16 protein-coding genes are annotated in these 13,362 nt (G+C 39.9%); all 16 read left to right on the top strand.

The features are described from left to right. Window position 1: 1 nt before the first annotated feature. Window positions 2-877: a tRNA pseudouridine(55) synthase TruB gene (gene truB / locus ODU46_RS00445; RefSeq protein ID WP_161948754.1), complete on the top strand. Its 876-nt coding sequence runs from the start codon at window positions 2-4 to the stop codon at window positions 875-877. Between the two features lie 34 nt (window positions 878-911). Further along, on the top strand, window positions 912-1,835 hold the full coding sequence (locus ODU46_RS00440; protein WP_398579051.1) for a bifunctional riboflavin kinase/FAD synthetase: 924 nt from the start codon (window positions 912-914) through the stop codon (window positions 1,833-1,835). Next, window positions 1,828-2,565 carry a potassium channel family protein gene (locus ODU46_RS00435; RefSeq protein WP_398579050.1) on the top strand — a complete coding sequence of 246 codons (738 nt, stop codon included), beginning with the start codon at window positions 1,828-1,830 and terminating at the stop codon, window positions 2,563-2,565. Before ODU46_RS00440 ends, ODU46_RS00435 begins: the two co-directional genes overlap by 8 nt. Window positions 2,566-2,638: 73 nt before the next feature. Continuing rightward, window positions 2,639-3,040 (top strand): Spx/MgsR family RNA polymerase-binding regulatory protein, encoded by a 402-nt coding sequence (locus ODU46_RS00430; RefSeq protein ID WP_024381367.1) that lies wholly within the window; start codon window positions 2,639-2,641, stop codon window positions 3,038-3,040. Window positions 3,041-3,045: 5 nt separating this feature from the next. Continuing rightward, complete coding sequence (locus ODU46_RS00425; RefSeq protein WP_105242439.1) at window positions 3,046-3,324, top strand: UPF0223 family protein; 279 nt, start codon at window positions 3,046-3,048, stop codon at window positions 3,322-3,324. Continuing rightward, window positions 3,314-4,072, top strand: a complete 759-nt coding sequence (locus tag ODU46_RS00420) for an inositol monophosphatase family protein (protein WP_105242438.1) — start codon at window positions 3,314-3,316, stop codon at window positions 4,070-4,072. Before ODU46_RS00425 ends, ODU46_RS00420 begins: the two co-directional genes overlap by 11 nt. Further along, entirely contained in the window at window positions 4,072-5,373 is a 1,302-nt protein-coding gene (locus ODU46_RS00415) for an RsmF rRNA methyltransferase first C-terminal domain-containing protein (RefSeq protein WP_105118899.1), read from the top strand. The genes ODU46_RS00420 and ODU46_RS00415 overlap by 1 nt, the downstream gene beginning before the upstream one ends. A gap of 137 nt (window positions 5,374-5,510) precedes the next feature. Further along, on the top strand, window positions 5,511-6,380 hold the full coding sequence (locus ODU46_RS00410; protein WP_024406953.1) for a phosphate ABC transporter substrate-binding protein PstS family protein: 870 nt from the start codon (window positions 5,511-5,513) through the stop codon (window positions 6,378-6,380). Window positions 6,381-6,382: 2 nt separating this feature from the next. Next, window positions 6,383-7,300 carry a phosphate ABC transporter permease subunit PstC gene (pstC, locus tag ODU46_RS00405; RefSeq protein WP_002937619.1) on the top strand — a complete coding sequence of 306 codons (918 nt, stop codon included), beginning with the start codon at window positions 6,383-6,385 and terminating at the stop codon, window positions 7,298-7,300. Next, a complete protein-coding gene (pstA, locus tag ODU46_RS00400) occupies window positions 7,290-8,177 on the top strand; it encodes a phosphate ABC transporter permease PstA (RefSeq protein WP_014635996.1) in 888 nt (295 codons plus the stop codon). The genes pstC and pstA overlap by 11 nt, the downstream gene beginning before the upstream one ends. Window positions 8,178-8,201: 24 nt before the next feature. Then, window positions 8,202-9,005 (top strand): phosphate ABC transporter ATP-binding protein PstB, encoded by an 804-nt coding sequence (pstB, locus tag ODU46_RS00395; RefSeq protein ID WP_002940866.1) that lies wholly within the window; start codon window positions 8,202-8,204, stop codon window positions 9,003-9,005. A gap of 11 nt (window positions 9,006-9,016) precedes the next feature. Then, entirely contained in the window at window positions 9,017-9,775 is a 759-nt protein-coding gene (gene pstB / locus ODU46_RS00390; RefSeq protein ID WP_105178519.1) for a phosphate ABC transporter ATP-binding protein PstB, read from the top strand. Between the two features lie 26 nt (window positions 9,776-9,801). Beyond that, window positions 9,802-10,458, top strand: coding sequence for a phosphate signaling complex protein PhoU (gene phoU, locus ODU46_RS00385; RefSeq protein WP_024413748.1), 657 nt, complete (start codon window positions 9,802-9,804; stop codon window positions 10,456-10,458). A gap of 165 nt (window positions 10,459-10,623) precedes the next feature. Further along, window positions 10,624-11,049, top strand: a complete 426-nt coding sequence (locus tag ODU46_RS00380) for a hypothetical protein (protein ID WP_398579049.1) — start codon at window positions 10,624-10,626, stop codon at window positions 11,047-11,049. Between the two features lie 191 nt (window positions 11,050-11,240). Further along, complete coding sequence (locus ODU46_RS00375; protein ID WP_024385291.1) at window positions 11,241-11,912, top strand: response regulator transcription factor; 672 nt, start codon at window positions 11,241-11,243, stop codon at window positions 11,910-11,912. Continuing rightward, the gene (locus ODU46_RS00370) at window positions 11,905-13,284 is read left to right on the top strand and encodes a cell wall metabolism sensor histidine kinase WalK (RefSeq protein ID WP_136628201.1); all 1,380 of its coding nucleotides are present in this window, start codon (window positions 11,905-11,907) and stop codon (window positions 13,282-13,284) included. The genes ODU46_RS00375 and ODU46_RS00370 overlap by 8 nt, the downstream gene beginning before the upstream one ends. The last annotated feature ends 78 nt before the right edge of the window (window positions 13,285-13,362 follow it).

The raw sequence follows: 13,362 nt of genomic DNA, 5'->3' as shown, positions 1-13,362 counted from the left end.
GATTTCAGGAATTATTAATTTAAAAAAAGAGGCGGGGATGACCTCGCATGATGCAGTTTTTAAACTCCGAAAGATTCTGCAGGAGAAGAAGATTGGACACGGTGGGACGCTAGATCCAGATGTGACAGGGGTTCTGCCAATTGCAGTCGGAAAGGCTACTCGTATGATTGAGTTTATGCAGGACGAGGGGAAAATCTACGAGGGGGAGATTACCATTGGCTACTCGACCACGACAGAAGATGCATCTGGCGACCTTGTTGAGCGAACACCGGTTTTGGACATAGCAGAGCAGGTAGTTGATGAGGCTATGGCTAGTTTTGTCGGTACTATTACCCAGATTCCGCCTATGTATTCCGCCGTTAAAGTAAATGGTCGCAAGTTATACGAATACGCACGGGCGGGTGAAGAAGTCGAACGTCCCCAACGCCAAATTGACATATATAGTTTTGAACGTACCAGTCCTATTGAATTGGCAGATGACTGTGCTCGGTTTACCTTCCGTGTTCGTTGTGGAAAGGGCACCTACGTCCGTACTCTTTCTGTTGACTTAGGGGCTAAGTTAGGCTACGCCAGTCACATGTCTAAGTTGGAACGAACTGGGTCAGCAGGAATGGACCTAGCGGACGCCTTAACTTTGGAAGAAATTTCTTCGCTGGTAGCTGAAAATGATTTTTCATTTCTCCAACCTATTGAACGTGGTATCGGGGATTTACCTGTTGTAGAATTGAAAGAAGAGCAGGTGCAAGATGCTACATTTGGTCGATTTGTAGAATTGAATGCAGAAGCAGAGCGCTTAGCAGGCTTTCATGATGGTCAGTTGATTGCTATTTTTGAAAAACGCGACCAGCTGTATAAACCGAGCAAGGTTTTGGTCTAAGAAATTTCTCAATAACTGTGATAAAATAGAAAACATGAACATTAGAACAATTAAAGATTATAGTGAATTGAATCAAGAGGAGCCGACGGTTTTAGTACTAGGCTACTTTGATGGGATTCATCTTGGGCACAAGGCTTTACTTGATCGAGCAAGAAAAGTAGCAGATGAGCAAGGTTTGATAGTAACTGTTCTGACCTTTCCAGAGTCACCTCGGTTGGCTTTTTCTCGCTTTAGCCCAGAACTTTTACTGCATTTGACTAGTCAAGAGCAACGCTACCTCTTATTGAAAAAATATGGTGTTGATAATCTTATTTTGACTGATTTTACTAGTGAATTTGCTAACAATACTCCTCAGCAGTTTTTGGAGCGCTATATCAAAGGTCTCAATGCCCAGATTTTGGTCGCAGGTTTCGACTATCATTTTGGAAATTGCAGAGCAGATGTCAAAGATTTGACAGAGCTATTTGATGGCCAGGTAGAAATTGTAAGTGAAGTGAGCCTGGACGGAGAAAAAGTTTCTTCAACTCGCATTCGTCAGGCTATCCAGTCAGGGGATGTCTCTCTAGCAAATCAACTTTTAGGTTATCCATTTATGACGGAGGGAATTGTTGTTCATGGAGATGCCAGAGGGCGCACTATTGGATATCCGACTGCAAATCTGGCTCCTTTTGACCGAGTCCATTTACCATCTGAGGGAGTCTACGTCGCTGATGTCGAAGTAGATGGAAAACGCTATCGAGCTATGACAAGCGTTGGGAAAAATGAGACCTTTGATGGAACTGAGATGCGGATAGAAGCTCATATTTTGGGGTTTGACCGCTTTATCTACGGAGAAAAAATAACTATTTTTTGGCTTGAAAAAATTCGAGATATGGTCAAATTTGATGGGATTGAAGGTTTGATGGAGCAGATGAAATCTGATGAGGAATTTGCCTTGCAATGGGGGAAATATGCTTAAACGATTGATTCGTCATCCTTTTTATGAGAAGGCTATGACCTACATAGCTGTAGTCTATGTATTTCTTATCGTACTTGAATTAATGGATGCTAGTATTGCCAATTCTAATGGCTATCGGGTACTGGATTGGCTCCTGTGGTTTATCTTTGTCTGCGATTATTTTGCTCAGCTTTATTATGCGGATAACATACTTGAATATGTACAGGGGCATATCTTGGAATTAATTGCCATTATTCCATTTGATTCATTCTTCAGTTTTCTTCGCTTGGGAAGACTTGCACGACTCTTCAGATTGGTCAAAGTAACGAGAATATTTGCCCTGTCTAATCGATTCTGGGATACAATCAACAAGCTTTTGCATACCAACAGTTTATCTAAAGTGTTGATGTTAAATATCTCAGCGGTGCTAGTTGCAAGTGTCTTATTATCAGTGATTGAAGGGAAATCATTCTTCGATGCACTTTGGTGGTCCATTGTAACGATGACAACTGTAGGGTATGGAGATATTGTCCCCCAAGATACGATTTCTAAAATTATAGCCATCCTCCTGATGTTGGTTGGTATTTGTACTTTTGGTATGGTTACCTCCACGATAACTCGTTTTTTCTCTGAAACAGAGCGTGAAACGAAGTTGGATACCTTGATGGCAAAAATTGATGAACAAAACGAAATATTGCTACGCTTAGAGAAAAAAATAGAATCTTTGGAAAAATTACAGGGAAGAGATTAGATTTACTATTGAAAACTCTTTTAAGTTAGAGTATAATATAAGAAGAAAAATGTTTTTAGAGGGGATGGAAGACATGATTACTTTATTTTTGTCACCGAGTTGTACCAGTTGTCGTAAAGCTCGTGCTTGGCTGACAAGTCACGAAGTCCCTTTTATTGAGCACAATATTATGACTAGCCCTCTAACTGCTGAGGAATTGAAGAACATTTTAGCATTGACAGAAAATGGGACAGATGATTTGATTTCTACCCGTTCAAAAGTTTTTCAGAAGCTAGATATTGATGTTGATGAGCTTTCTGTGAAGCAACTTATTGGGTTAATTGAAACCTATCCAAGTCTCTTACGACGTCCGATTATTTTGGACGAGAAGCGGATGCAGATTGGTTTTAACGAAGATGAAATTCGTGCATTTCTTCCGCGCAAGTACCGCAAACAAGAATTGAGAAATGCCACATTACGAGCAGAAATAGGATAAAAGATATGAACAAAAATTATTCATATCCACTTGATTTTTCGTGGAGCACAGAGGAGATTTCCTCCGTGCTTTCTTTTTTGAATCAGGTGGAGACGGCTTATGAAAAAGGAGCAGATGCGGTAGCTATATTAGCTAGTTATAAAAGCTTCAAAGATGTTGTTAAAAGTAAGGGACAGGAACGTCAAATTGATCGTGACTTTGAAGCAGTTTCGGGTTATTCAACCTATCGAGTTGTTAAGGCTGCTCGAGATAAGGGGAAAGGAGTTATTCGTTTTGGAAACTAAGTATCACTTTGCCCAAACGATTGTCCTGGAGGCTGGAAATTTTCTCCGACAGCATCTACATGATGATCTTCAGATTGAAGAAAAGGGTGACTTTACAGACTTGGTAACGCACCTTGATAAACAAGTGCAAGAAATGCTGACTCAACAGATTCAATCTCGCTATCAGGGTGATAGGATTTTAGGTGAGGAAGGTGGAGATGTTTCTTCTATTCATGAGGGAAATGTTTGGGTTATTGATCCAATTGATGGCACCACAAATTTTATTGCTCAGAAAACTGATTTTGCCATTATGATTGCCTATTTTGAAAATGGAGTAGGAAAGTTTGGTATCATTTATGATGTCATGCGAGACAAACTTTTCCATGGAGGAGATTCGTTTCCTGTTTATTGCAATCAAGAACGCTTAAAGAAACCAGAGCTGCGCCCTCTTCGCCAGAGTTTGATAGGGATCAATGCACAGTTGTATGCAGCCAATGCACATGGAGTGGCAGAATTAGCAAATCAAAGTTTAGGTACAAGATCTGTAGGAAGTGCTGGAATTGGTTTCGCCCACGTTCTGGAAGGAAGATTATTTGCCTATGCTTCTTATCTGTGTCCATGGGACTACGCAGCAGCCAGTATTATTGGCTCCTCTTTAGGTTTAGTCATGTTAAGTTTTGATGGTCCGAGTCTGGCCTATGATAAACGAGAGTTTGTTATGCTAGTATCAGAATCCCATCTTGAGGAAGTGAAGGGGTATATATTCTAATGCAATTGCCACAGGATTTTATAGATAAATATAATCATTTGCTTGGTAGTGAAGCCCAAGCATTTTTTGAGAGTTTTGAACAAGATCCAATCTCAGGATTTCGCACAAATCCTCTTAAAGAAAGCCAATTGGACTTTGAGCAACCAATCCCTAATATGACTTGGTCATACTATGGTAAGGTCTCAGGAAAGTCTCCAGAACATGTAACTGGCTTAGTCTACTCACAAGAGCCGGCTGCACAGGTTGTCGGTCAGATTGCAGCTCCGGAAAAAGGGATGAAAGTGTTGGACTTGGCAGCAGCGCCAGGAGGAAAGTCTACTCACTTGCTTTCATACTTAGAAAATACAGGGCTCTTGGTTAGTAATGAAATTTCCAACAAACGAGCAAAAATCTTGGCTGAAAATATTGAGCGTTTCGGAGCGAGGAATGTTGTTGTAACAAATGAATCAGCAGACCGCTTGGAAAAGGTCTTTCCAGGATATTTCGATATGATTGTCCTAGATGCTCCCTGTTCAGGTGAAGGGATGTTTCGAAAAGACCCCGATGCGATTCAATATTGGTCCAAACATTATCCAGCACAATGTGCAAGCTTACAAAGAGAGATTTTAGAATCGGCCTTGAACATGTTGGCTCCAGATGGTCAATTGATTTATTCTACTTGCACTTGGTCACCAGAGGAAAATGAAGAAGTAGTGACTTGGCTCTTAGAACAATATGATTTGGAACTGATAGACATTCCTAAAATCAATGGAATGGTAGAAGGAATCGGCTATACAGAAGTTGCTCGTATGTATCCCCACCATTTTGCAGGAGAAGGTCAGTTCGTTGCCAAATTTAGATTTCTAGGGGAAGCCAGTCAGAAAAAATTAAAACCAGGAAAATCCAATTTGAATAGAGAACAGCAAGCTCTCTGGAAAGAATTTGAACAGAAGCATTTAAAGGTTCAATTGGATGGTTTACTGCAGGTTTTTGGCGACAATCTCTATCTACTGCCACAGGGCCTTCCTGATTTGTCAAAAGTAAAGATTGCTCGAAATGGTCTTCACTTGGGGACGTTTAAGAAAAAAAGATTTGAACCAAGTTTTGCTTTAGGTCTAGCACTCCATAGTTCGGAGGTTAAAAATCGAGTAGAAATCAGCTTAGAAGAATTCTCGTCCTACACTGCTGGACATACAATAGCTGTGTCCAAGGATTTAGCTAATGGCTGGTATCAGGTAGCAGTTCAGGGGAACGGTCTTGGTTTCGCAAAAATTGTATCTGGAACGCTTAAAAATGGCTTTCCAAAAGGGCTGAGATTTTAAAATAAATCAGCAGATTTTTTTTGCAACTTGTCTTTTTATATGATATAGTGGATGAGTGGAAATATCTTGTAAATTCTATGTAAAATACAGAGTTAATTTTAGGAGATTCCACTGAAAAATGTAAAGGAAAAAACGAAATGAAAAAAAAGCAGAAGCTTGGAATTGCAGCTTTGTTTCTTTTGAGTAGTATGGCTCTTTCTGGTTGTTCTTCTTGGATCGATCGAGGAGAGTCTATTACAGCCGTAGGTTCGACAGCGCTTCAACCACTTGTTGAGGCAGCAGCAGATGAATTTGGTAGTGTCAATATCGGTAAATCCATCAATGTTCAGGGTGGAGGATCAGGTACTGGCTTGTCACAAGTTCAGTCTGGAGCTGTTCAGATTGGTAACTCTGACGTATTTGCTGAGGAAAAAGATGGTATTGATGCAAGTAAACTTGTTGACCATCAAGTAGCAGTAGCTGGTTTGGCCGTTATTGTAAATGAGCAAGTATCGGTTAGAGATATTACTACAGAAGATCTGCGTAAAATTTTTACTGGTGAGATTACCAACTGGAAAGAACTGGGTGGTAAGGATTTGGAAATTTCAATCATTAACCGTGCAGCTAGTTCAGGTTCACGTGCGACCTTTGATAGTGTTATCATGGATGGACAAACCGCAGCTCAGAGTCAAGAACAAGATTCTAACGGTATGGTAAAATCTATTGTTGCTCAGACACCAGGTGCAATTTCCTACCTATCATTTGCTTATATAGATGATTCCGTTAAAACAATTAAGCTAAACGGTTTTGAACCAACTGCTGAAAATGTAGCAACAAATGATTGGCCAATTTGGTCCTATGAGCATATGTATACGATGGGAAAAGCGACTGATTTGACAGAAGAATTTTTAGATTACATGATGTCAGATGAAGTTCAAAATGGTATCGTTGAAAGTATGGGATACATTTCTATCAACGATATGAAAGTTGTGAAAAGTGCTGATGGCACGGTGACTGAGAAGGAGTAAGCATGAAAAACGAACAACTAGCAAAAGAGTTATCGTCTCCATCTAAAAATTCTCGATTAGAGAAGTTTGGTAAGGTAATTACATTCCTTTGTCTATCATTGATTGTCTTTATTGTTGCAATGATTTTGATTTTCGTTGCGCAGCGTGGATTATCGACTTTCTTTGTTGACGGTGTGAGCATCACTGATTTCTTATTTGGAAGCAAGTGGGAACCAAGCTCGAAAATATTTGGTGCCCTGCCAATGATTTCAGGTTCTTTCATTGTTACGATTCTGTCAGCTGTTGTTGCGACACCTATCGCAATCGGTGCAGCGGTCTTCATGACAGAAATATCACCAAAACGTGGTGCAAAAATCTTACAACCTGTTATCGAACTGTTGGTTGGTATTCCATCGGTTGTATATGGTTTTATTGGTTTGCAAGTAGTTGTGCCATTTGTACGTTCAATCTTCGGTGGAACAGGTTTCGGTATCTTGTCGGGTGTATTTGTACTTTTCGTTATGATTTTGCCAACAGTAACCTTTATGACGGTTGACAGTTTGCGTGCAGTACCTCGTCACTACCGCGAAGCAAGTTTGGCTATGGGAGCCACTCGCTGGCAGACGATTTGGCGTGTTATTTTGAACGCAGCTAAGCCAGGTATTTTTACGGCCGTTATCTTTGGTATGGCGCGTGCCTTTGGTGAAGCCTTGGCGATTCAGATGGTAGTGGGGAACTCTGCGGTTATCCCGACTTCCTTGACAACGCCAGCAGCGACTTTGACTTCTGTTTTGACAATGGGTATCGGTAATACGGTTATGGGAACTGTTCAGAACAACGTCCTATGGTCCTTGGCCCTAGTCTTGCTCTTGATGAGCCTTATCTTTAACATGATTATGAAATTTATTACGAGAGAGGGTAAGAAAAACTATGCACGCTAAAAAATTTGATAAATTGGCGACTGGTATTCTTTACTCAATCGCTGGTGTGATTGTCGTTATCTTGACATCACTGATTCTTTACATCTTGCTACGTGGTCTGCCACATGTAAGCTGGGACTTTTTGACAAGTAAATCTTCATCTTACAAAGCAGGTGGTGGTATTGGAATTCAGCTCTACAACTCATTCTTCCTATTGGTTGTAACGCTCTTAATTTCTGTTCCCTTGTCAACCGGTGCAGGTATTTATTTGGCTGAATATGCTAAAAAAGGTCCATTGACTAACTTTATCCGTACCTGTATTGAGATTTTGTCATCCCTACCGTCCGTTGTAGTTGGTTTGTTTGGTTACTTGATTTTCGTTGTTCAGTTTGAGTACGGTTTTTCTATCTTATCAGGTGCCTTGGCTCTTACAGTCTTCAACTTACCACAGATGACGCGTAACGTAGAGGACAGCCTTCGTCACGTTCACCATACGCAACGTGAGGCAGGCTTGGCTCTTGGTCTATCACGTTGGGAAACTGTTCTTCATGTTGTTATTCCAGAAGCACTTCCAGGGATTGTCACAGGTATCGTCTTGGCATCTGGTCGTATCTTTGGTGAAGCGGCTGCCCTTATCTATACAGCAGGTCAGTCAGCTCCAGCTCTTGACTGGTCAAACTGGAATCCATTGAGTGTTACTAGTCCGATTTCTATCTTCCGTCAATCAGAAACCCTTGCGGTTCATATCTGGAAGGTAAACAGCGAAGGGACAATCCCAGATGCAACCCAAGTTTCTGCTGGTTCAGCAGCTATTCTCTTGGTTTTCATCTTGATTTTCAACCTTTCTGCACGATATATCGGTAAGAAACTTCATGCGAAAATGACTTCAGCAGCCTAGAAGTCTGACTTATAAGGAGAAAAAATGGCAGATTACAACTGGAATGAACGCCATATCATTACTTTTCCAGAGGAGAATATCGCCCTTTCGACAAAAGATGTTCATGTTTACTATGGTAAAAATGAAGCGATCAAGGGCATTGATATGCAGTTCGAAAAAAATAAAATTACAGCCTTGATTGGACCATCAGGGTGTGGGAAATCAACCTATCTTCGCAGTCTTAATCGTATGAATGATACTATTGATATTGCTAAGGTAACCGGTCAAATTCTTTATGAAGGAATCGATATTAACAGACCAGATATGAACGTTTACGAAATTCGTAAGCATATCGGAATGGTATTCCAACGTCCCAACCCATTTGCAAAATCTATTTATCGTAACATCACATTTGCACATGAACGTGCAGGCGTGAAAGATAAGCAGGTTTTGGATGAGATTGTTGAAACTTCTCTGAAACAAGCAGCCCTTTGGGATCAGGTAAAAGATGACTTGCACAAGTCAGCCTTTACCTTATCAGGTGGACAGCAACAGCGTTTGTGTATTGCACGAGCTATCTCTGTAAAACCACAAATCTTGCTTATGGATGAGCCTGCATCAGCCTTGGACCCGATTGCGACTATGCAGTTAGAAGAAACTATGTTTGAATTGAAGAAGGACTACACCATTATCATTGTTACGCACAATATGCAACAAGCAGCTCGTGCAAGTGATTACACAGCTTTCTTCTATCTGGGTGACTTGATTGAATATGATAAGACAGCAAACGTCTTCCAGAATGCAAAACTCAAGTCAACTAGTGACTACGTTTCAGGACATTTTGGATAGAAAGGGAACAAATGACATCACCTATTTTACAAGTAAAAGATTTGTCTGTTTACTATAACAAGAAAAAAGCCTTGAATAATGTGTCAATCGATTTCTATCCAAATGAAATTACTGCTTTGATTGGACCATCTGGTTCTGGTAAGTCAACCCTCTTGCGTTCTATTAACCGTATGGGAGATTTAAATCCAGAGGTAACATTGACAGGTGCGATTGATTACAACGGAAAAAACATATACAGTCCTCGTACGGATACTGTTGATCTTCGTAAGGAAATCGGTATGGTCTTCCAACAACCAAACCCATTCCCTATGTCTATCTACGAGAATGTCGTTTATGGTTTACGTATTAACGGTATCAAGGACAAGCAGGTCTTGGACGAAGCAGTTGAGCGTTCCTTGATTGGTGCTTCTATTTGGAATGAAGTGAAAGATCGCTTGCATGACTCGGCAGTTGGACTTTCAGGTGGTCAGCAGCAACGTGTATGTGTGGCCCGCGTATTGGCGACAAGCCCAAAAATTATTTTGTTGGATGAGCCAACTTCAGCCCTTGACCCAATCTCGGCTGGTAAAATTGAGGACACACTTTATGGTCTGAAAGATAAGTATACAATGGTGCTAGTAACACGTTCTATGCAACAGGCATCACGTATTTCAGATCGAACAGGTTTCTTCCTTGATGGCGATTTGATAGAATACAATTTGACAAAAGAAATGTTCATGAACCCTGCAAACAAAGAGACAGACGATTATATTACAGGTAAGTTTGGTTAGGCCTGTTAAAAAGAAAAGAGGTTTATATGTTAAGAGCGCAGTTTGAAGAAGAATTAGGAAAACTTCACAATCAATTTTACGCGATGGGAAATGAAGTTTTGGCTCAAATTAATAATGCTGTTCGTGCCTTTACAACTCATGATCGTGAATTGGCTAAAGAAGTGATCGAAGCCGATAAAAAAATCAATGATTTTGAAATTAAACTCGAAAAGAAATCTTTAGAGATTATTGCTTTGCAACAACCAGTTTCTACAGATTTACGTCGAGTAATCACTGTCTTGAAAGCAACAAGTGACTTAGAACGTATGGGAGACCACGCAGTTTCGATCGCAAAAGCTGCTATTCGTATGAAAGGCGAAGTCCGTATTCCAGTAGTTGAAGATGAAGTGAAGAAGATGGGGCGCGAAGTTCGAAAACTTGTTGAAGAAACTTTGGAGCTTTATCTTGGTGATGCGGATATGGAAGTCGCATATGAAGTAGCTGCTCGTGATGAGGTTGTTAATGAGTTTTATTCAAGTATCCAAGAATTGACAACGGAAGAAATCAAGAAGAATCCAGAATCCTTGGTTGCTGGTCGCGACTATTACCAAGTTTTAACCTACTTGGAACGTGTCGGTGATTATGCTAAAAATATTTGTGAGTGGGTTGTTTATCTACGCACAGGTGATATTACAGAGTTGTAATTCAGAAGTCCGAGAGGGCTTCTTTTTTATGCAATAAACTTTTATAAAAATGCTGGACTTCTTTAGCTTAGTTTAAGTTTTTAATACTATACTATTATCATCAGGTAAAGAGGAGTTATTTAGTGGGCCTCATTCTGATAATATTCTATTGAAAAGAGGAATTTCATGTCATTTATTAATCAATTTAAGTCACAGTCAAAAACAGTACTAGCTGCTGTTGCTATTTCAGCTGCTACCTTGGGTTTTGCAGGGGGAATGAGCATTTCGAAAAGCTCAACAGGAGTTTCAACACAAAATCAGGCAAGTTTGGTGCAAAATAATTCTGCAGCAACGAATGGACAGGTAGCCGCATCTGCGAATACCCAAGGTATGCCACCAGGCCAAGGTGGAGCTAGCCAAGGCATGCCACCAGGTCAAGGAGGTCCTACACAAGGCATGCCATCTGGACAAGGTACAACTCCTCCTGATGCGACAAGTGGAGCAACCCAGTCAAACTCGAGTACTTCTTCTGATGAAGTGAATGCTTTAAAAAAGAGGAATCAAGAAATTAAAGCTCAAATTTCAGGAGATAGTAGTTCTTCTAATCAATAAACATTGAGATTTTGGTTTCTACTTGTTCCATGATATAATGAACACGTATCAATAAATAGTCAGATAAAGCCTACCCGATCATTCATTTTTAGATGGTCACGTGGGACTTTATCTAACCATTTCTATTAAAGACCATGCCCTGTGTCCAGGTCTTTGGTTTGTTTATTAAACCGAAACGTAAGGAGTATATGATGATTAAAATATTGTTAGTGGAAGATGATTTAAGCCTATCAAATTCTGTTTTTGATTTCTTAGATGATTTTGCGGATGTTATGCAGGTTTTTGATGGTGAAGAGGGCGTTTATGAGGCGGAAACAGGCGTTTATGATTTGATTCTTTTGGATTTGATGTTGCCTGAAAAAGATGGCTTCCAAGTTTTGAAAGAGTTACGTGAAAAAGGTGTTACGACACCTGTTCTGATTACAACAGCCAAGGAAAGTCTAGAGGATAAAGGCCATGGTTTTGAATTGGGAGCTGATGACTACTTGACAAAACCGTTTTATTTAGAAGAATTGAAGATGCGAATTCAAGCTCTATTAAAACGAGCGGGTAAGTTTAATGAAAACACACTAACTTATGGGGACGTGACCGTTGACTTATCGACAAACTCTACAACTGTAAATGGCGAAGAAGTTGAATTGCTAGGAAAAGAATTCGATCTACTAGTCTACTTCTTGCAAAATCAAAATGTTATCTTGCCAAAAACTCAAATTTTTGACCGTATTTGGGGATTTGACAGTGACACTACTATTTCAGTAGTAGAAGTATATGTTTCTAAAATTAGGAAAAAGTTGAAAGGAACGACCTTCGGGGAAAATCTTCAAACCCTGCGTAGTGTCGGGTACATTCTAAAAAATGCCTAAGCGAATCAGAAAATTAGTGTATACGGATAAATTTTCCTTCTTTATCCGTTATTTTGCAGTATTTACCCTGATTTTTGGCTTGATGACAGCTATCATTTTTCAATTAATGCGTTCAACTATGTATCAAAATTCAGATAATACCTTGAAACGGATTAAGGAAGAACCAGCGATGGCTGTTGGTTTTGCGATCGCAAGAACCTATGAGCCCAACTCTGTCTTTATACTTCAAGATAGCCCAACTAGTGAAGAAACGACGAGCTCTAGCTCAGATAGCATGCCTGTTCCTAAAGAACAAAAAAATACTAGAGATGGAGATCAGCTGAGATTAGGTGTCAATACTCATGTTTTACTCTATAGTAAAAGTGGAGAAATGGTCAATCCGGATACTTTTACTGGTTTGGCCGACCTACTGTTAGATAAGGAAAAATTGGGCGAAATTAAGGAAGCAACAGTTGAATCAAGCTTCGGTATGTCTGAAGATTATCGCTATGTGACGATTGAGCTGGCTACAGATGAACTAGGTTATTATTCGTCCTATGATATAAAATATGCGACAATTTTAGTGAATGTCAGCCAGATAAAATCCTCCATTGAGACCTATGAATCGACAGTTGCTATTGTTATGGTATCAGCTTGGCTCATTTCTATCTTGGCCAGTATTTACCTATCGAATCTTAGCATGCGTCCAATTCTAATCAGCTATCAAAAACAAAAGGACTTTGTCGAAAATGCTAGTCATGAGTTGCGTACGCCGCTGGCTGTTCTCCAAAATCGTTTGGAGAGCCTGTTTCGCCATCCCGAAGCGACGATTTTAGAGAGTAGTGAAAGCATCGGATCTAGTTTGGAAGAAGTTCGAAATATGCGATTATTGACAACAAACCTGCTCAATTTGGCTCGTCGTGATGATGGCTTAAAAGTCGATATGATCGATGTCCAACCGAATTATTTTGATGAAATCTTTGCTAATTACCTTATGATTGCCGAAGAAAATGGAAAAACACTAACAGTTAATAATTTGATTCATCAGCCGATTCGAACAGACAAGGTCCTGATTAAACAGTTGCTCACCATTTTATTTGACAATGCCATGAAGTATACCGACGATGATGGCAGAATTCAAATTACAGCTAATATCAAGGATAAATCTGTCTACTTCACAGTTGCCGACAATGGTTTGGGAATCAGCGATGCCGATAAGAAGAAAATCTTTGATCGCTTTTATCGAGTTGATAAGGCCAGAACACGTCAAAAAGGTGGTTTCGGTCTAGGATTATCGTTGGCTCAGCAAATTATTAAGACACTAGGTGGGAAAATCTCTGTTAGAGATAACCAACCGAAAGGAACTATTTTTGAGGTAGGATTACCTAAATAAAACAATATTATTAGGCTAGGAAAATTCTAGTCTAATTTTTTTGTGTAGTTCGTCAGAAGCCTCCTAATTATGTTATAC

The sequence above is a fragment of the Streptococcus sp. 2020WUSS089 genome (genome assembly GCF_044427405.1).
Lineage (GTDB): Bacteria > Bacillota > Bacilli > Lactobacillales > Streptococcaceae > Streptococcus > Streptococcus hashimotonensis.
This window is presented reverse-complemented; position numbering and strand designations above follow the sequence as displayed.